Genomic DNA, 16887 nt, shown 5'->3' on the forward strand with positions numbered 1-16887 from the left:
GAGGATGGTATGGAAGGCATCCTTTTACGGCGTTACGGCGGGTTTTACTATGTAGAAACCGGAGGCCAGGTCTGGACCTGTCGCCTGCGGGGCCGTTTCCGGCGCGAGGCCGACCTTCTGCCAGGTGACCGGGTGGAAATGGTGCCCCTGGGTCCCGGGGAAGGGGTGATTGAAGCTGTAAAACCCCGGCGTACCCTCCTGGAGCGCCCGGCCGTGGCCAATGTGGAGCAGGCTATTATCGTTTTTTCCTTAAGCACGCCGCCCCCGGACCTGGAACTGCTGGACCGCCTGCTTTTTTTAAGCAGCGTTAAGGATATTCGGGCCATTATCGTCTGGAATAAAGTCGATGTCGGCCAGGAGAAGTACCTCTATTTACCCGCTATTTACCGGCAAATCGGCTACCCGGTTTTAATCGCCAGTGCCCGCACCGGCCAGGGCGTAGAGAAGCTCAGGGAGATCCTGGCAGGGAGGCTCAGTACCTTTGCCGGCCCCTCCGGGGTGGGCAAGTCCTCCCTCCTCAATGCCCTCCAGCCGGAACTAAACTTGCGGACGGGCGAAGTGAGCGCTAAAGGGGGCCGTGGCCGCCATACCACCCGCCATGCCGAATTAATCAGTCTCCCGGGCGGGGGCTGGGTAGCCGACACCCCGGGTTTCAGCCGCCTGGACTTACCACCCCTGGACAGGTTGGAGGTAGCCGGCCATTTTCCGGAGATGGAACCCTTAATAGGACGCTGCCGTTTTAATTCCTGCCTGCACCGGGGCGAACCCGGTTGTGCCGTGGCCGCGGCCGTAGAGGCCGGGGAAATTGCCGGGCACCGCTATGAACATTACCTTAATTTTCTAGATGAGGTTATTGCCAGGGAAAGGAGCTATTAATCTTTGACCATTATTGCCCCCTCACTGCTGGCTGCCGACTTCAGTAACCTCCAGGCTGAAATAGAAGACGTCGCTGCCGCTGGAGCCGACTGGCTACACCTGGATATTATGGACGGCCATTTTGTCCCCAATATCACCTTCGGGCCGGACCTGGTGGCCGCCTTACGACCTAAAAGCCAGCTGGTTTTTGATGTGCACCTGATGCTTTCCCGGCCGGAAGACTTTATTGCCCCCTTTGCCGCGGCAGGCGCCGACTATATTAGCGTCCACGCCGAAGCTTGTACCCATCTCCACCGAGTGTTGCAGCAAATCCGCGCCGCCGGCTGCCGGCCGGCAGTAGCCTTAAACCCGGCCACACCATTGTCAGTCCTGGATCATATCCTGGCTGAAGTGGATATGATTTTATTGATGACGGTAAATCCCGGCTTTGGCGGCCAGGAGTTTATCCCGGCCATGCTGCCGAAAATAGCCTCCCTGTCCGCCATGTTGCGCCAGCGTAAATTGGACATTTTGCTGGCGGTGGACGGTGGAATTACCCCGGTCACAGCCCGACAGGCCTGCCGGGCCGGAGCCAACGTCCTGGTAGCCGGTTCGGCCATCTTTGGCCGCCCGGACCGGGCGGCAGCCATTAACGCTTTGCGCGCGGCAGAAGACTAGCACCTGCTCCTTGACGCCTGCAGGTTACAGGTCTATAATTACAGTAACGTCCTTCGGGGTTAGGTGCAATTCCTTACCGGCGGTAATAGCCCGCGAGCCCTAAAGGCAGACCCGGTGCAATTCCGGGGCCGACAGTGACAGTCTGGAAGGGAGAAGGCGTTGTGTATCCTTTGCCCTTTCTAACCCCGGAGTACGACCCCGGGGTTTTTTAATGCCTTGAAAAGAAATTAATAGGAGCAAGTGGAAATGCCTCCAGAGGATGTCGAGTACATGCGCCGCGCTCTGGAACTTGCCCGGCTGGGCCTGGGCCGCACGAGCCCCAACCCGGCCGTGGGCGCCGTGATTGTCCGGGATGGCCGCGTGGTAGGTGAAGGTTACCACCAGAGGGCGGGTACTCCCCATGCCGAAATTCATGCCCTGCGGGCGGCGGGTGAGGCAGCTAAAGGCTCTACCCTCTATGTTACCCTGGAGCCCTGCTGCCATTATGGCCGCACGCCGCCCTGCACGGAAGCCATTATAGCTGCCGGTATCCGGCGGGTGGTGGCAGCTATGGCCGATCCCAACCCCAAAGTGGCCGGTGGCGGCTTCCAGGCCCTTCGCCGGGCCGGGATTGAAGTGGAGACAGGCCTCTTAGAAGATGAAGCCCGGCGGCTGAATGAAGCCTTTATCAAGTATATTACCACCGGGCGGCCCTGGGTGACCCTCAAGATGGCCCTGACCCTGGACGGTAAAATCGCCACCCGTACTGGTGCTTCCCGCTGGATTACTGGCCCGGCAGCCAGGCAAAAGGCCCACGAGCTCCGTGATACCCACGACGCCATCCTGGTGGGAATCGGCACCGTCATGGCCGATGACCCCGAGCTCACCACCCGCCTGCCGGGGGGCAAGGGTCGGGACGCCGTAAGGATAATCCTGGACAGCTATTTAAGGATACCTTTAACGGCCAGGGTGTTGAACCTGGCTTCCCCGGCGCCCACCCTGGTGGCCACCACCGCGGCAGCGCCGGTGGAAGCCCGGCAGCAGCTGGCTGCCAGGGGCATCGAGGTCATAGTCTTACCGGCAGAAGACGGCCGGGTGGCTTGGCAGCCCCTGCTGGCTGAACTGGCCCGACGCCAGATTATGAGTATCCTGGTGGAGGGCGGGGCCGGGGTAAATGCTACCGCCCTGGCCGCCGGGGTAGTAGATAAAGTGGTAGCCTTTATTGCTCCCAAGATCTTTGGTGGCATGGCTGCTCCGGGACCGGTAGGAGGGGCCGGGGTAGCGAGCCCTCAAGAAGCCTGGCAACTGGAAAAAGTAGAGGTGGCGACCTGTGGTGAGGATATTATGTTAAGCGGTTATCTGGGCAAAAGAAGGGGAGAGGCGTGTTTACCGGTTTAGTTGAAGAGATAGGGGTTGTCCGCAGGGTAGAAACTGTTGGCCAGGGAGCCCGTTTAACCATTGCCGCCCGGAAGGTCCTGTCCGGTACCCGCCGGGGTGACAGTATAGCCGTTAATGGTGCCTGCCTGACGGTAGTTGAATTAACGCCAGCCGCCCTGGTAGCCGAGGTTATGGCTGAAACTTTAAGGGTTACTACCCTCGGTTCTTTAAAAGCGGGGGATCAAGTCAACCTGGAACGGGCCCTGCAGCTGGGCGAGCGGCTGGGCGGCCACCTGGTCAGCGGGCACGTGGACGGCGTGGGGGAAATTAAAACGAAAAGGCAGACAGGCATCGCCTGGGAGCTGGCGGTTGCGGTACCTCCCGGCCTGGAACGCTATATTGCTCCTAAAGGCTCCCTGGCCCTGGATGGTACGAGTCTGACGGTCATTACCGTAGATGGGAACATGGTAACAGTTGGCATCATTCCTCATACGGCCCGGCATACCATCCTGGGGACCAAGGGGCCGGGAGACAAGGTAAATATTGAAGTCGACCTGCTGGCCCGTTACCTGGAAAGGCTCCTCACTGGGCCCCAGGAGGAGACTGGTCGGAAGGGTTTGACCGTGGAGTTCCTCGCCGCCAATGGCTTTATTTAATATGAGGGGAAGAAGGTGATTCGCCATGGGCGAAGAAAAAATTAAATTTAATACCATTGAAGAAGCCCTTGACGATATACGGGCCGGGCGTATGGTGGTGGTGGTGGATGACGAGGACCGGGAGAATGAAGGCGATTTGATTATCGCTGCCGAGAAGGTTACGCCGGAAGCCATCAACTTCATGGCTACCTATGCCCGTGGTCTCATTTGCGTACCCATGGAGGGACAGCGTCTGGATGAACTGGAATTGACTCCCATGGTCACGCAAAATACGGAATCGATGGGGACGGCTTTTACAGTCTCCGTCGACGCAGCTGAAGTTACCACAGGTATTTCCGCTTTTGAAAGGGCTATTACTGTTAAAAAGCTTATTGACCCCCGCACCCGTCCTGAAGACCTGCGCCGGCCGGGGCATATATTCCCCTTGCGGGCCAAACAAGATGGGGTGTTGCGGCGGGCCGGGCATACAGAAGCCGCTGTGGATCTCGCCCGCCTGGCCGGCCTCTACCCGGCCGGGGTAATTTGCGAAATCATGAATCCAGATGGGACCATGGCCCGGGTGCCCCAGCTCTATGAATTCTGCCGGGAACATGGTTTAAAGCTTATTACCGTCGCCGATTTAATCAAATACCGCCGCCGGACGGAGAAACTGGTCCGCCGGGTGGCCGAGGCCGACTTGCCCACCGCTTACGGCCATTTTAAAGCCGTCGCCTATGAAGAAGTAATGAGTGGCAAGGGTCACCTGGCCCTGGTGAAGGGAGATATTGCCGGTAGCCAGCCGGTACTGGTCCGGGTTCACTCCGAATGCCTGACAGGGGATGTTTTTGGCTCCTTACGCTGCGACTGCGGCGAGCAGCTCCAGCAGGCCATGGCCATGATAGAAGCGGAAGGCCGCGGTGTTATCCTCTATATGCGCCAGGAGGGGCGGGGGATAGGCCTCCTCAATAAAATCAAGGCGTACAGGCTTCAGGAAGAAGGCAAGGACACGGTGGAAGCCAACGAAGCCCTGGGTTTCCCGGCCGACCTGCGGGACTATGGCATCGGCGCCCAGATCCTGGCCGACCTGGGCGTCCGCCAGATCCGGCTCCTCACTAATAATCCCAAAAAGATTGCCGGCCTGGAAGGATATGGCCTTAAAGTTGTCGAAAGGGTTCCCATCGAAATGTGCCCCAACCGGGTCAACAGGCGTTACCTGAAAACGAAGAAGGAAAAAATGGGCCACCTGCTGCAGATAAGTTGAGAAAAATCCAGGTGTTATTACAAAGGGTAGGGTATGTCACTGCGCCGCTCAGGAGCTACGCGCCGACAGGACAACGGCTCGGTTCGGACCGTTGCATGCCGCCTGTGGATTGCCAATGAAAAGGCTCCGGGTTCCGCAAGCTTTGATCCTTCTATGAGGTTGTGCTTGTTTCCTTGCAAAGGTGCGCTCAGGCGTCCTCGGCGGCAGCAACGGTTAACCTCACCTCGCCTGTCCTGTTGCCGGCGCTCCGCTATTCGCGGCTCCGTGACATACCCTACCACAAACGAGTATTGCAGAAATTACCACAAAGCGAAGGAGGCCTTTTTCCCATGCCCAACATCTTAGCGGGCCAGCTGCAGGCCCGGGGATTGAAATTCGGTATTGTCGTCAGCCGTTTCAACGAGTTTATTACCTCCAAACTGCTGGACGGGGCCCTGGATGCCCTGACCCGCCACGGCGCCGACCCCGCGGCCATTGATGTGGCCTGGGTGCCGGGAGCCTTTGAAATCCCCCTGGCGGCGCAAAAAATGACGGCCCGGGGCTACGACGCCGTCATTTGTCTGGGTGCCGTCATCCGCGGGGCCACCCCCCACTTTGAATATGTAGCCGCCGAGGTGACCAAGGGCATTGCCCAGGTAAGCCTGAATAGCGGCGTACCGGTAATCTACGGGCTGATAACTGCCGACAATATTGAGCAGGCTATAGAGCGGGCCGGTACCAAGGCCGGCAATAAAGGCTTTGATGCCGCCATGGCCGCCATGGAAATGGCCAATCTCTTTAAAACAATGGCAGGGTAGGGATATAAGATGAGGGTAGGTATCATCAGCGATACCCATGGCGACGGCGCCGCCTGGGAACAGGCCCTGGCCAACTGCTTTCAGGGTGTAGACCTGATCATCCATGCCGGCGATGTCCTTTACCACGGCCCCAGGAATCCCATTGTGGCTGCCTATGCTCCTAAGGATCTGGCCGGGCTCTTGCAACAGTCTCCGGTACCCATCTTGATTGCCCGGGGGAATTGCGATGCGGAAGTAGATGCCATGGTCTTAAATTTACCAATAACGGAACAGGTAGTAGTCCAGATGGGCAAGCGCCGTCTCATCGCCCAGCACGGCCACCGTTTAGGTGAAGGCGACGCGGAACACCTGGCCGCCTATTACCAGGCCGACCTGTGGATAACCGGCCATACCCATGTAGCCATGCTGGCTGCCAGGGACGGGCGCCTTTTCGTTAACCCGGGCAGTCCCAGCCTGCCCCATAGCGGTCCTTTGGGCAAGTTAAAAACAGTAGCCGTAGCTGATGACACTGGCGTTAAAATCCTGGCCCTGTTAACTGGCGAAGTCCTGAAGGAGATGCCATGGCCGGCATAAAGAGGACAAAACCCGGGGTTTATTCACCCCGGGTTAATTTAAATGCCTTTTAGACGGCTCGCTGTACCTTGCCTGAACGCAGGCAGCGGGTACAGACGTAAACCTTTTTGGGGGTACCGTTTAAAATAATCTTGACCCGCTGGAGATTAGGGGACCAGGTGCGTTTGGTCTTAATATTGGAGTGGCTGACCTGATTGCCGGTAGTCGTCCTTTTGCCACAGATGCTGCAGACGGCCATTTGTTTCACCTCGCTTTTCAACCCTACGGCGATATTTTACCAGAGAAAGGGTTAGAAAGCAAGGAAATAAATTTCTCCTGCCGGGCAGGGAGTTACCGGGGCTTGTTGAAAATAATAATCAGGTGGTGAAGGGAATGAGCGGCCAAGAGAAAACTAACGTCGTTCCTTTGCAAATAACCCCAGACCTCTCCATTTTGGAAGTATTGCAGGCCTATCCCCAGGTGCGGCAGGTATTTTATCGCTATGGCATGGGCTGCCTGGAATGCATGGGTGCTATTAATGAAACCATTGCCAGCGGCGCCCGCAGCCACGGCGTTAACCTGGAAAACCTGTTGAAAGACTTGAATAAAGCCATTAGAAGCCGGGGATGAGCCTGAATGTACGACCGGCCGGTGAAAGTGTTAAAATATGTAGGTCCCCAGAAAGCAGCCTGCCTGGGCAAGCTCGGCATCCAGACGGTGGGCGATCTCCTCTGGCATTTTCCCAGGCGTTATGAAGACCGACGCCAGTTAAAGGGACTGGCTTCGGCAGCGGCCGGAGAAATAATTACCGTCCAGGTAACCATCAAAGCCTGGGAAGAAAGAGAACTGCGTCCAAATTTGCGCCTCTTCCGGGCCCTCATCCAGGACAGGCAGGGGACAGGCTATGCCCTCTGGTTTAACCAGCCCTACATAAAGCGCCAGCTACGTGTTGGAAGCGAGGTCGTCCTTACCGGGAAGGTAAATTACCGGGGTTATGTTCCCGAAATCCAGGTCAGTGACTATGAATCCCTTAGGGAAAGAGACAGCGGCCTTCATACGGGACGTATTGTACCCTTTTACCCCCTGACGACGGGCTTAAGCCAGCGCTGGCTGAGGCTGATTGTCCACCAGGCCCTGGAAGAAGTTCAGGGAGAATTGCCTGAGCTTTTACCCCTCCCTTTATGCCAGCGTTATCGCCTTTTACCCCGCTACCAGGCCTTGAAATATATTCACTTCCCCCCCGATCCTGCCGCTCTGCACCAGGCGCGGCGGCGCCTTAAATATGAAGAACTTCTAGTCTGGGAACTGGCTTTAACTTTAAACCGCTGGCAGCGTGAAGCAGGCGTTAGGGGCATTGCCCATACACCGGACAACGGACTGGTGCGGCAATTAATTGCTACCCTGCCCTTTAAACTGACTCGGGCCCAGGAAAGGGTGCTGGCCGAAATCCTAACCGATATGGAAAACCCGCGGCCGATGGCCCGCCTGCTCCAAGGGGATGTCGGTTCGGGTAAAACCGTAGTGGCGGCAGCAGCCATGGTTAAGGCTGTGGCTGGTGGCTGGCAGGCTGCCTTGATGGTCCCTACGGAAGTCCTGGCCGAGCAGCACGGGCAAACCCTCCAGAAAATCCTCGCGCCCTTAAAAGTACCGGTAGCCGTCCTGACGGGCAACACTTCCCGGCCGGAGCGGGAAGTTATCCTGGCCGGCCTGGCCACCGGCCAATTACCCCTGGTAGTAGGTACTCATGCTTTGATCCAGGAAAATGTAAGCTTTAAGGCCCTGGGACTGGTCGTTATCGATGAGCAGCACCGCTTTGGCGTTGACCAGCGGGCCGCCTTGGAGGCCAAGGGGCAGGCTCCCGACCTGCTGGTTATGACGGCCACACCCATTCCCCGTACCCTGGCCCTGGCAATATATGGTGACCTGGATGTGTCCCTTCTGGACGAACTACCACCGGGGCGGCAACCGGTAACTACCCGCATTTTAACGGAGAAACAGCGCGCAAAAGCATACCAGTTAATCCGCCGGGAGATTGAGAGTGGCCACCAGGCCTATGTTATCTGTCCCTTAATTGATGGAAGCGACAGCATAGCTGCGGAAGCCGCCATCGCCATGGCGAAAAAGCTACAGGAAGAAGTCTTTCCTGAATACACGGTGGGGCTGGTTCACGGGCGCCTTAAACCTGCTGAAAAGGAGGAGGTAATGAAGGCTTTCCGGGAGGGTAAAATCGCCATCCTGGTGGCAACGACAGTCGTTGAGGTAGGAGTCGACGTGCCCAATGCTACGGTAATGCTAATCGAAGGGGCGGAAAGGTTGGGCCTGGCCCAACTACACCAGCTGAGGGGCCGGGTGGGGCGCGGTACGTCACCGGCCTATTGTTTGCTCATCACCAGTAGCAACAAGGCAGCCCGGGAGCGGCTGGCTATCCTGGCCTCCAGCCAGGACGGCTTTGCCATTGCCGAAGCCGACCTGCGCCTCAGGGGTCCCGGGGAATTCTTTGGCACCCGCCAGCACGGTTTGCCGGAATTTCGCCTAGCCAGGCTACCCGAGGATAGCCGCATATTGGAACAGGCCCGCCAGGACGCCCGCCTGATTTGTCGGGAAAACCTCTGGCAGCAGCCGGAATACCGCCAGCTTTACCTGACGGCCAGGAAAAAAATGGCAAGTCTGTTATTATAATAAGAGAAAATTTACCAAAAACAAAGGGTATGTTTAAATTATTTTTCAGCCACACTAAGCTTAAAAATTGGCACGCAGGTGATTCTATGCGATTAGAAAAAGATGAGTGTTCCTTATTGGCTTCTTTTTCCAGCAGCACCCGGGCCCAGGAAGCCATCAATGCCCTGAAAGCGGCTGGTATAACAGAAGTTCAGTTTGACCGGGTGGGACGTTTTGGCACCCGCTATAATGACCAGTACAATAATCCCCTGGCCAACCAGGCCAATACCATTACCGGCTTGACCCTTTATTCCGCTGATATTAACCCCCTGGTAAAAACCGATACCAGAGCCCTGCTGGCCGCCGACCCTTCTGTCAGCGGTGTGGGTTTAAAGGATTACGGGGTGGCCGGCAACGAGGGTTTTTTAGTTACCGTAGTAACGAAAGCGACCCGGGTGAAGGAAGCCCGGGAAATTCTTGAGGCCCACGGTGGCAGACTTTAAATAAGCACCCTTCAGAGGTTTTTTTGCAATATTAATGCAAAATTACGCTAGCCAAATAATACTAAGCATAAAAAAAGGTCGCCGGCTAATACTAAGACTGCATAAAGGTAAAGGAGGTGAAACTGAATGCCGCGTGGAGGAAGGACCAACCGTCTCCTGATCCCCCAGGCCCGCGGCCAGATGGAAAGGTTCAAGCAGGAAGTGGCCAGCGAACTGGGGATCTCCAATTACGACGGTTACCTGGGTGACCTGCCCTCCAAGGTTAACGGTTCTGTAGGGGGGCTCATGGTCAAAAAGATGATCGCTGCTTACGAGCAGACCCTGAGCAATCAGGCAGCCGGCGGCCTTGGTGGTGCAGATGTTGAACTGGGTGCCGCCCAGAACGTTACCGGTCGCATCAGCGGGCCTAACCCCGCTTATAATGCCGGTGGACAAAAGTTAAACATTAATGCCCAGCAATACAACCCCGGTGGACTGGGTGGATTGACTCAGTAACGGCAATTCCGGATGGCGGGTTTAACCCGCCATCTTTTTAATGTAAGGGTATGGCCGCCCTGGCCTGCAGTAAAGCGCTATGCAGAGTCCTGTTGAGGGCATTGCCAATAACCCAGGCCAGGTTATGCACCAGGTCGTCAACTTCTTTGGGGGTTACGGTAAGGTTACCGCCAAATGGTGCCAGGACATTGCGGGTAAGGTTCTGGGCCACGGCCTGGTCAAGCTGCAGGTTGACATGGGGAAAAGCCTGCTGCATTTGGTTAAGGGCTTCATAAATAATTACGCCGGCATGAACCACGGTAGGAATACCGATGGCAATGACGGGAACACCCATAGTTTGCCGATTGATGCCGACACGCTGATTGCCCACCCCTGAGCCGGGACTAATACCGGTATCAGTAATTTGAATACTGCTGCCTATACGCTGCAGATCGCCGGCGGCCAGGGCATCGATGGCAATCAACACCCGGGGCCGGGTTTTTTCTACTACACCCTTGAGGATTTCCGCTGTTTCAATACCGGTGGTACCCAGGACACCGGGGGCCAGGGCGCTGACGGGCCTGGTTCCTGGGGGCATATTTTGCGGGGCAAATTTTAGTAAATGCCTAGTGACTGTAAACTGGTTGATTACTTTTGGACCCAGGGAATCCGGTGTGGCTTCCCAGTTTCCCAGGCCCACCACCAGCACCGAGTCGGTAGGACCGACATTCCATTTTTCTAACAACAGGTTGAGCTTCTGGGCCAGGAGCCCCGCTATTTCTTCATGGACGGGCGGGTTTTCAAAGCGGAGGGCCGGGGCATCAATGGTTATGTAAGTTCCTAGGGGCTTGCCCATGGCCTGCTCGCCGGTGGCATTCATGATCGTAATGGTTGTAACCGTAGCGTTGGGATACTGTTCTTTATCTTCCTTTACCCCTGGCACTTCCTGCCGGGTAGCCCCGCGTAATAGAGCATGAGCTTCTACCGCCAGGTCCAGGATTACCCCTGAAAGCCGGTAAAATTCGGCGCGCTCCAAGGTCGTTTCCTCCTTTTTAAGCCCTGCCTTCAGGTTATCCATAATGAAAAAAAATATACATCGAAAAGGAAAACTTTCTTTGCATGTTGAATATTTGCCCTCAGGGAAGGTGAGACTGATGGAAGTAAAATGTTCCCTCTGCGGTCGTAAAGAGGAGCTTACCAAAGTACATAAGGATTACCGTAAATTAGCCAGGGACAAGAATGCCGTCTACACCTGCGAAACCTGCCGTGCCCGCCTGCGCTACCAGGCCCTGCAGGCGCAAAGACCAGAAAAACCATTATAAATAACATATTGACAGCGAAAAATATGTACAGTATAATCATAAAAAGAGAGGAGGAAGAAAGATGGAAATTCGTATTAGCCCGAAAGCAGAACAATATATCAAAGAAAAATCCGATACCATTACCATTAAACTGGAGATGTGCGGCGGTTGAGCGGGTATATCCATTCGTCCTGCCGTGTATGCAGGCGCGCCGGCCGACGTGAAAAACTTTATTTTCCAGCAGCTAAACGGTTTGAAGGTATACCTGCAAAAAGGAATCAAGGCTTCCCGGGGCCTGGATGTGGACCTGGTAGGCTTTGGCCCCTTTAAACAGCTCGTTGTTGATGGAGTGCAAAATTATTAAATTGGGGAGGTAGTAAAATATGAGCAAGCCCGTTAATGTGGATAGCAGCGCCTTTGAAGCTGAAGTATTGTCAGCACCACTGCCGGTAGTAGTTGATTTCTGGGCCGTCTGGTGCGGTCCCTGCCGGATGATGGCCCCGGTACTGGACCAGCTAGCCGAAGACTACGCTGGTAACGTTAAATTTGCCAAGGTAAATGTTGACGAAAACCAGGAACTGGCCGCCCGATATGGTATTATGAGTATACCTACCCTGGTTATCTTTAAAGACGGCCAGGAAGTGGGACGGGTCATCGGCTATATGCCCAAGGAAAAGCTAAAGGAACAGCTGGAAGCTGCTATACATTAAGGGGAGATTACATGGCCCGCCAAGCCTTTATTGATGCCAACCTCTGTGACGGCCGGGCCGATTGCCAGGCCATGAGCGCCTGCCCTACTAAATCCTTCCTGCGCGAAGAAGAGAGCGAACCCTGGTTTATTGGCCCTACCTGCCTGGGTTGCGGCCGCTGTGTAATGGCCTGTGACCGGCAGGCCATCCGCCTGATTTAGCGAGGGTCACCGGTTAAAGCCGGTGGCCTTTATTATTTTCTTTATCAAAATTTGCTTTGTTAAGGCAGGCTTTTGTCGGGGCACGTTGAATTATAACCTCGAAGGAGGTAGACCAGATGCTCCGGAAAGTCCGGGTAGAAGACAGCGTGGGCACGGTCCTGGCCCACGACCTGACCAAAATCGTCCCCGGCGAATTCAAGGGAAGGCGATTTAAGAAAGGACATATTATTCAGCCGGAAGATATACCGGAACTGTTGCAGATGGGCAAGGAGCACCTATATGTCCTGGCCCTGGGGCCGGACGAGGTGCACGAAGACGAAGCCGCCATTCGCCTGGCACGGGCGGCAGCCGGCGACGGCGATCACGGCCTTGAATTTAGCGAGCCACAGGAAGGCAAGGTAAACCTTATCGCCGCCAGGGACGGCCTGTTGAAGGTAAATCTTCCGGCCCTGCAGCAAGTTAATGAAGGGGCGGATATCGTCCTGGCCACCCTGCACAACAATTACCCGGTTACGGCAGGCCAGGTGGTGGCCGGCACCAGGTTGATCCCCCTGCTGGCACCGCGGGCGGTGATTGAAAGGGTGGAAGCCATTTGCCGCCAGGCCGGTGGTATAGTCCGCATAGCACCCTACCGCCGGTTGCGGGTAGGCTTGATTACCACCGGGAGCGAAGTTTACAAAGGGCGGGTAAAAGATGCCTTTGGCCCGGTGGTCCGGGCCAAGATTGCCAGTTATGGATCAGAAGTAGTGCGGGAAGAGGTCGTACCGGATGATGCCGAGGCAATCCGGCAGGCTATCGCCGCCATGTTAACTGCCGGCATGGAAATGGTGGTGCTGACGGGGGGCATGTCGGTAGATCCTGACGACGTGACTCCGGAAGGGATCCGCCGCAGCGGGGCGGAAGTCGTCACCTACGGCGCCCCGGTGCTGCCAGGGGCCATGTTTATGCTGGCCTACCTGGGAGAGGTGCCTGTTATGGGCCTGCCGGGATGTGTCATGTATTACCGGGCCACCATTTTTGACCTGGTCCTGCCCCGGGTTTTAACGGGGGAAAGGATACAGCGCAAAGATATAGCCGGGCTGGCGGCCGGCGGCCTCTGCCAGGGCTGCCTGGAATGCCGCTACCCGGCCTGTTCCTTCGGTAAAGCTTAAAGGTTTTTAATTATCCCGGTAATCGTAGACGCGCCGGGTTTTCTTTTCGCTGCGGGGCAAAGTCCCTAAAGGTACCGCCTCCACGTCGGCCAGGATGCCGATGCGGTTTTTAATCTGGCGCCGGCACTCGGCGGCGACGGCATTGCTCTCATGGCCGGGAAGGTACTCGATCTTTACCAACAGCCGGTCCTTGCCCTGCTCACGAGTTAAGATGAGCTGGTATTCGCTGCCGGCCCCCGGCGTGAGTTGCAGGACATGGTCGACCTGACCCGGATATATATTGACACCCTTAATTTTAACCATGTCATCGGTCCGGCCCAAAACGCGCTCGATCATGGGGAAGGGTGAACCGCAGGAACAAGCTTCCACCTTCAAGCAGGTAAGGTCATGGGTACGATAACGTAGTAAAGGCATGCCTTCCTTGGTCAGGGTGGTGATGACCAGTTCCCCCGTTTCGCCAGGCGGCAGCTGCCTGCCCGTTGCCGGGTCAATAATCTCCAGCAGCAGGTGATCGGTCCAGATGTGGATCCCTTCATGGGCCGGGCAATCAAGGCCGATGCCGGGGCCGTAAATTTCCGTAAGCCCGTAAATATCAAAGGTTTCAATCCCCAGGAGCTCTTCAATGCGCCGGCGCATTTTTTCGCCCCAGCGTTCGGAACCCAGGAGGCCAACCCGCAGGGCCAGCCGGTCCTTCAGGCCCCGGCGTTCGATTTCTTCGCCCAGGAAAAGGGCATAGGAAGCAGTGGCCGTCAGGACGGTAGCCTGGAGGTCGACCAGCATTTCCAGCTGTTTTTCCGTATTGCCGGCACCGGTGGGAATGGCCATGGCGCCCAGGTATTCAACCCCGGCCTGGAAACCGATGCCTGCTGTCCAGAGGCCGTAACCGGGGGTGATCTGCACGCGGTCGCGGTTGGTTACCCCGGCCAGGGCAAAACAGCGGGCCATCATTTCTGCCCAGGCAGCCACGTCACCGGCGGTGTAGGGAATGATAATGGGCTTACCGGTGGTTCCTGAGGAGGAATGAATCCGGACGACTTTTTCTTCCGGAACGGCCATCAGTTCCAGGGGCCTGCCGTTGCGCAGCTCCCATTTATCGGTCAGGGGGACCGCCGCCAGGTCGGCTACGGTCCTGATATCACCCGGCCTGATCCCGGCGGCCGTAAGTTTTACGCGGTAATAGGGTGAGCTGTCAAAAAGGCGCTGTACCAGGGCTTGCAGGGCCGGAGCCTGCTGCCGGTAGAGTTTTTCGTAATCAAATTGCCCCATAATTACACCTCCAGGGCGCGCCGGCCCAGTTCAAAGGCGCGGCGATTCATGTCATGGACGCTGGCCGGCAGGAGCTTTAGAGCTTCGGCCAGCAGGACATCGGCGGGGAAGGGTAAACCGAAGTTCACCAGGCAACCCAGCATGACCAGGTTTAGAGTCCGGGGGCTGCCGGCTTCCCTGGCCAGGGCCAGGGCGTCCAGGCAGCGGCAGCCGGGCAGGTTATCTTGCAGGTAGGCCAGGATATCCTCCAGGGGATAGGGGCTGCTCCCCAGGGCGGCCAAAACCGGTATTACCGGTGCCGTAGAGACCAGGGCCCTGCCTCCGGGGCGTAAATACTTTAAGTTGCGGCAGGCCTCGGCCGGCTCCAGGGCCAGAAGGATGTCTGCAGCTCCAGCAGGGATGAGGGGGCCGGCCTCCTGCACTCCCAGGCGGACATGGCTGACGACACTGCCCTCCCGCTGGGCCATGCCAATGGTCTCGGCCGTACGTACCGGCAGGCCCGCTGTAACGGCAGCCGAGGCAAGGGCCCGGGAGGCGAGGATTATTCCCTGGCCGCCCACACCGGCAATGAGAATATCCATCTAGACCACCTCCTCCATGGCTGCCGCCGGGCACACTTTCGCACAGAGACCGCAGCCGGTACAGGTAGGATTAATCATTACTGCGCCGTCAGCCGGCACCAGGGCCGGGCAGCCCAGCTCGTCAATACAGGTACGGCAGCCGGTGCAGGCGTCGGCATTGACCCGGTAGCGGGTGGCAGGTTTGGTTATCTGGGGGCAGGGGTGACGGAGGATTACCACCGCCGGTCCGGAAGCAGCCAGGGCCTGGCGGGCAACTGCCATGGTGGCCTCCAGGTCCAGGGGATCGGCGGTGAGGACTGTTTCTACACCGCAGGCCCGGGCCACCCGGGCGATATCAACGGCCCGCTGCCCGGTGCCGGTGGCCAGTCCCGGGTGTGACTGGTGCCCGGTCATGGCGGTAGTTTCGTTGTCGAGAACTACGACTACCAGGGGTGTCTGCTGGTGGACGGCATTGACCAGGGGCGGCAGGCCGGCGTGGAAGAAGGTCGAGTCGCCGATAAAGGCTACCAGCCGGGTGCCGGGCTGGACCCGGGCCAGGCCCTGGGCCAGGCCTAAACTTGCTCCCATGCAGAGGCAGGTATCCATGGCGGCCAGGGGTGGCGCCGCCCCCAGGGTATAGCAGCCGATGTCACCGGTAAAAATTACTTCCTGATCCCGGGCCGCCTGTTTAAAGGCATAGAAGGAGCCCCGGTGGGGGCAACCGGCGCAGAAAAGGGGCGGCCGCGCCGGTAAAGGCGGCAGCGCCGGGAGGCTGGGTGCCGGGTTTTCCTGCTCCGGCTTTAAGAAGCGGGCCAGGGCTGCGGCTACCCTGTCGACGTTAAATTCGCCCTCCCGGGGCAGGTAGCCATCATGTTTGCCAGACAGTTCTACCGGGAGGCGGTTGCGCCAGGCCAGGCTGATGACCTGGTCTTCGACAACTGGCTCCTGCTCTTCGACGATGAGGACCCTTTCCATGCGGCTTAAAAAGTCTTTTACCGGTTCTTCCGGCAGGGGGTAGGGAGTGCCGATTTTTAGCAGGGATAGTTTTACTCCCAGGCGTTTCAGCGCTTCGGTAACGTAAAAGTAAGAAGGGCCGCCGGCTATGACCCCCACAGGGCCTTCCAGTTGAACGGCATTAAAGGGGCTGGCCGCAAACTCAGCCCGCGCCCGGTCCTGCTGTTTATTCAACCAGACATGCTGGCGGGCCGCCAGGGAGGGCATGATGACCCAGCGGGGGTCTTTAACAAACCCCGGCACCGGCGGCCGCGGCGGGATGGTACCCACATCCACCTCCTGGCAGGCGTGGCTGACGCGGGTAGTGGGGCGGACGATAACAGGGAGGTTTAAAGTTTCCGAAAGCTTAAAGGCATATTTTGTCATTTCATAAGCTTCCCGGGGACAGGAGGGGTCCAGGACGGGCAATTTGGCAAAGCGGGCAAAAAGGCGTGTGTCCTGCTCCGTCTGGGAACTGTGGGGGCCGGGGTCGTCGGCTACCACCAGGACCAGGCCGCCTTTTACGCCGATATAGGCCAGGCTCATGACGGCATCGGCGGCGACATTTAAGCCCATCTGCTTCATGCTCGCCAGGGCACGGGCGCCGGCATAGGCGGCCCCGGCGGCGATTTCCACGGCGACCTTCTCATTGACCGACCATTCGGTGTACACCCCTGCTTCCGGGCCGAAATGCATCAGTGTAGCCATTATTTCGGAAGCCGGGGTACCGGGATAAGAAGTAGCAACCCGGATACCGGCCTCCAGGGCTCCCCGGGCGATGGCTTCATTACCCATCAGCAATACTGGCACGATTTCCCTCTCCTTTGGAGACTAAAAGGCACAAAAAACCGGGCCGCAGCCCGGTCATAGCTTGCCTGCTACCCTCGGCTCTGCTAGCGCTAATCAGGCTGAACTAAGCTCCCAGCTTAAAAAATTG

21 protein-coding genes and 1 riboswitch are annotated in these 16887 nt (G+C 57.4%); of the genes, 16 read left to right on the plus strand and 5 right to left on the minus strand.

Features of this window, described 5'->3' with window-relative positions; translation table 11 throughout:
• Nucleotides 1-9 precede the first annotated feature (9 nt).
• From rsgA to yfcE, 7 genes are all read left to right on the plus strand, one after another.
• The gene (gene rsgA, locus E308F_RS06795; protein ID WP_141264208.1) at nt 10-876 is read left to right on the plus strand and encodes a ribosome small subunit-dependent GTPase A; all 867 of its coding nucleotides are present in this window, start codon (nt 10-12) and stop codon (nt 874-876) included.
• Nucleotides 877-879: 3 nt separating this feature from the next.
• Complete coding sequence (gene rpe, locus E308F_RS06800) at nt 880-1533, plus strand: ribulose-phosphate 3-epimerase (protein ID WP_141264209.1); 654 nt, start codon at nt 880-882, stop codon at nt 1531-1533.
• 44 nt (nt 1534-1577) lie between these two features.
• A riboswitch (FMN riboswitch) is annotated at nt 1578-1695 on the plus strand.
• 84 nt (nt 1696-1779) lie between these two features.
• Nucleotides 1780-2910 carry a bifunctional diaminohydroxyphosphoribosylaminopyrimidine deaminase/5-amino-6-(5-phosphoribosylamino)uracil reductase RibD gene (ribD, locus tag E308F_RS06805; RefSeq protein WP_141264210.1) on the plus strand — a complete coding sequence of 377 codons (1131 nt, stop codon included), beginning with the start codon at nt 1780-1782 and terminating at the stop codon, nt 2908-2910.
• Nucleotides 2895-3545: a riboflavin synthase gene (locus E308F_RS06810; RefSeq protein WP_141264211.1), complete on the plus strand. Its 651-nt coding sequence runs from the start codon at nt 2895-2897 to the stop codon at nt 3543-3545. Before ribD ends, E308F_RS06810 begins: the two co-directional genes overlap by 16 nt.
• A gap of 25 nt (nt 3546-3570) precedes the next feature.
• Nucleotides 3571-4785, plus strand: coding sequence for a bifunctional 3,4-dihydroxy-2-butanone-4-phosphate synthase/GTP cyclohydrolase II (locus E308F_RS06815; RefSeq protein WP_141264212.1), 1215 nt, complete (start codon nt 3571-3573; stop codon nt 4783-4785).
• Nucleotides 4786-5114: 329 nt separating this feature from the next.
• Nucleotides 5115-5582: a 6,7-dimethyl-8-ribityllumazine synthase gene (gene ribH / locus E308F_RS06820; protein WP_141264213.1), complete on the plus strand. Its 468-nt coding sequence runs from the start codon at nt 5115-5117 to the stop codon at nt 5580-5582.
• Between the two features lie 9 nt (nt 5583-5591).
• On the plus strand, nt 5592-6155 hold the full coding sequence (gene yfcE / locus E308F_RS06825; protein ID WP_141264214.1) for a phosphodiesterase: 564 nt from the start codon (nt 5592-5594) through the stop codon (nt 6153-6155).
• 49 nt (nt 6156-6204) lie between these two features.
• On the opposite strand, the gene rpmB is transcribed toward yfcE, so the two are convergent.
• Nucleotides 6205-6393 (minus strand): 50S ribosomal protein L28, encoded by a 189-nt coding sequence (gene rpmB, locus E308F_RS06830; protein WP_062282574.1) that lies wholly within the window; start codon nt 6391-6393, stop codon nt 6205-6207.
• A gap of 134 nt (nt 6394-6527) precedes the next feature.
• Between rpmB and E308F_RS06835 the strand changes: the two genes are divergently transcribed.
• The 4 genes from E308F_RS06835 (at nt 6528) to E308F_RS06850 (ending at nt 9790) form a co-directional block, all read left to right on the plus strand.
• Complete coding sequence (locus tag E308F_RS06835; RefSeq protein ID WP_141264215.1) at nt 6528-6764, plus strand: DUF1858 domain-containing protein; 237 nt, start codon at nt 6528-6530, stop codon at nt 6762-6764.
• A gap of 6 nt (nt 6765-6770) precedes the next feature.
• Nucleotides 6771-8813, plus strand: a complete 2043-nt coding sequence (gene recG, locus E308F_RS06840) for an ATP-dependent DNA helicase RecG (RefSeq protein ID WP_141264216.1) — start codon at nt 6771-6773, stop codon at nt 8811-8813.
• An 86-nt stretch (nt 8814-8899) separates the two neighbouring features.
• Nucleotides 8900-9295, plus strand: a complete 396-nt coding sequence (locus tag E308F_RS06845) for a hypothetical protein (RefSeq protein ID WP_141264217.1) — start codon at nt 8900-8902, stop codon at nt 9293-9295.
• 126 nt (nt 9296-9421) lie between these two features.
• Nucleotides 9422-9790: an alpha/beta-type small acid-soluble spore protein gene (locus tag E308F_RS06850; protein ID WP_141264218.1), complete on the plus strand. Its 369-nt coding sequence runs from the start codon at nt 9422-9424 to the stop codon at nt 9788-9790.
• 37 nt (nt 9791-9827) lie between these two features.
• On the opposite strand, the gene gpr is transcribed toward E308F_RS06850, so the two are convergent.
• On the minus strand, nt 9828-10805 hold the full coding sequence (gene gpr / locus E308F_RS06855; protein ID WP_141264219.1) for a GPR endopeptidase: 978 nt from the start codon (nt 10803-10805) through the stop codon (nt 9828-9830).
• Between the two features lie 118 nt (nt 10806-10923).
• On the opposite strand from gpr, the gene E308F_RS06860 reads away from it, so the two are divergent.
• The 5 genes from E308F_RS06860 (at nt 10924) to E308F_RS06875 (ending at nt 13131) form a co-directional block, all read left to right on the plus strand.
• Nucleotides 10924-11091, plus strand: coding sequence for a DUF2197 domain-containing protein (locus tag E308F_RS06860; RefSeq protein WP_141264220.1), 168 nt, complete (start codon nt 10924-10926; stop codon nt 11089-11091).
• Nucleotides 11092-11152: 61 nt separating this feature from the next.
• The gene (locus E308F_RS16725; RefSeq protein WP_277997636.1) at nt 11153-11434 is read left to right on the plus strand and encodes a CC/Se motif family (seleno)protein; all 282 of its coding nucleotides are present in this window, start codon (nt 11153-11155) and stop codon (nt 11432-11434) included.
• Nucleotides 11435-11453: 19 nt separating this feature from the next.
• Nucleotides 11454-11780, plus strand: a complete 327-nt coding sequence (trxA, locus tag E308F_RS06865) for a thioredoxin (RefSeq protein WP_141264221.1) — start codon at nt 11454-11456, stop codon at nt 11778-11780.
• Nucleotides 11781-11791: 11 nt separating this feature from the next.
• Nucleotides 11792-11980 (plus strand): hypothetical protein, encoded by a 189-nt coding sequence (locus E308F_RS06870; protein WP_141264222.1) that lies wholly within the window; start codon nt 11792-11794, stop codon nt 11978-11980.
• Between the two features lie 116 nt (nt 11981-12096).
• Nucleotides 12097-13131: a molybdopterin-binding protein gene (locus E308F_RS06875; RefSeq protein ID WP_141264223.1), complete on the plus strand. Its 1035-nt coding sequence runs from the start codon at nt 12097-12099 to the stop codon at nt 13129-13131.
• 6 nt (nt 13132-13137) lie between these two features.
• Here E308F_RS06875 and E308F_RS06880 read toward each other — a convergent pair whose 3' ends face one another.
• The 3 genes from E308F_RS06880 to iorA are packed head-to-tail and all read right to left on the minus strand — an operon-like array spanning nt 13138 to nt 16760.
• Complete coding sequence (locus E308F_RS06880) at nt 13138-14397, minus strand: phenylacetate--CoA ligase (RefSeq protein ID WP_141264224.1); 1260 nt, start codon at nt 14395-14397, stop codon at nt 13138-13140.
• A 2-nt stretch (nt 14398-14399) separates the two neighbouring features.
• On the minus strand, nt 14400-14978 hold the full coding sequence (locus E308F_RS06885) for an indolepyruvate oxidoreductase subunit beta (RefSeq protein WP_141264225.1): 579 nt from the start codon (nt 14976-14978) through the stop codon (nt 14400-14402).
• Nucleotides 14979-16760: an indolepyruvate ferredoxin oxidoreductase subunit alpha gene (iorA, locus tag E308F_RS06890; protein WP_141264226.1), complete on the minus strand. Its 1782-nt coding sequence runs from the start codon at nt 16758-16760 to the stop codon at nt 14979-14981.
• Nucleotides 16761-16887: the final 127 nt, after the last annotated feature.

This window comes from Moorella sp. E308F (genome assembly GCF_006538365.1).
Lineage (GTDB): Bacteria > Bacillota > DSM-521 > Neomoorellales > Neomoorellaceae > Neomoorella.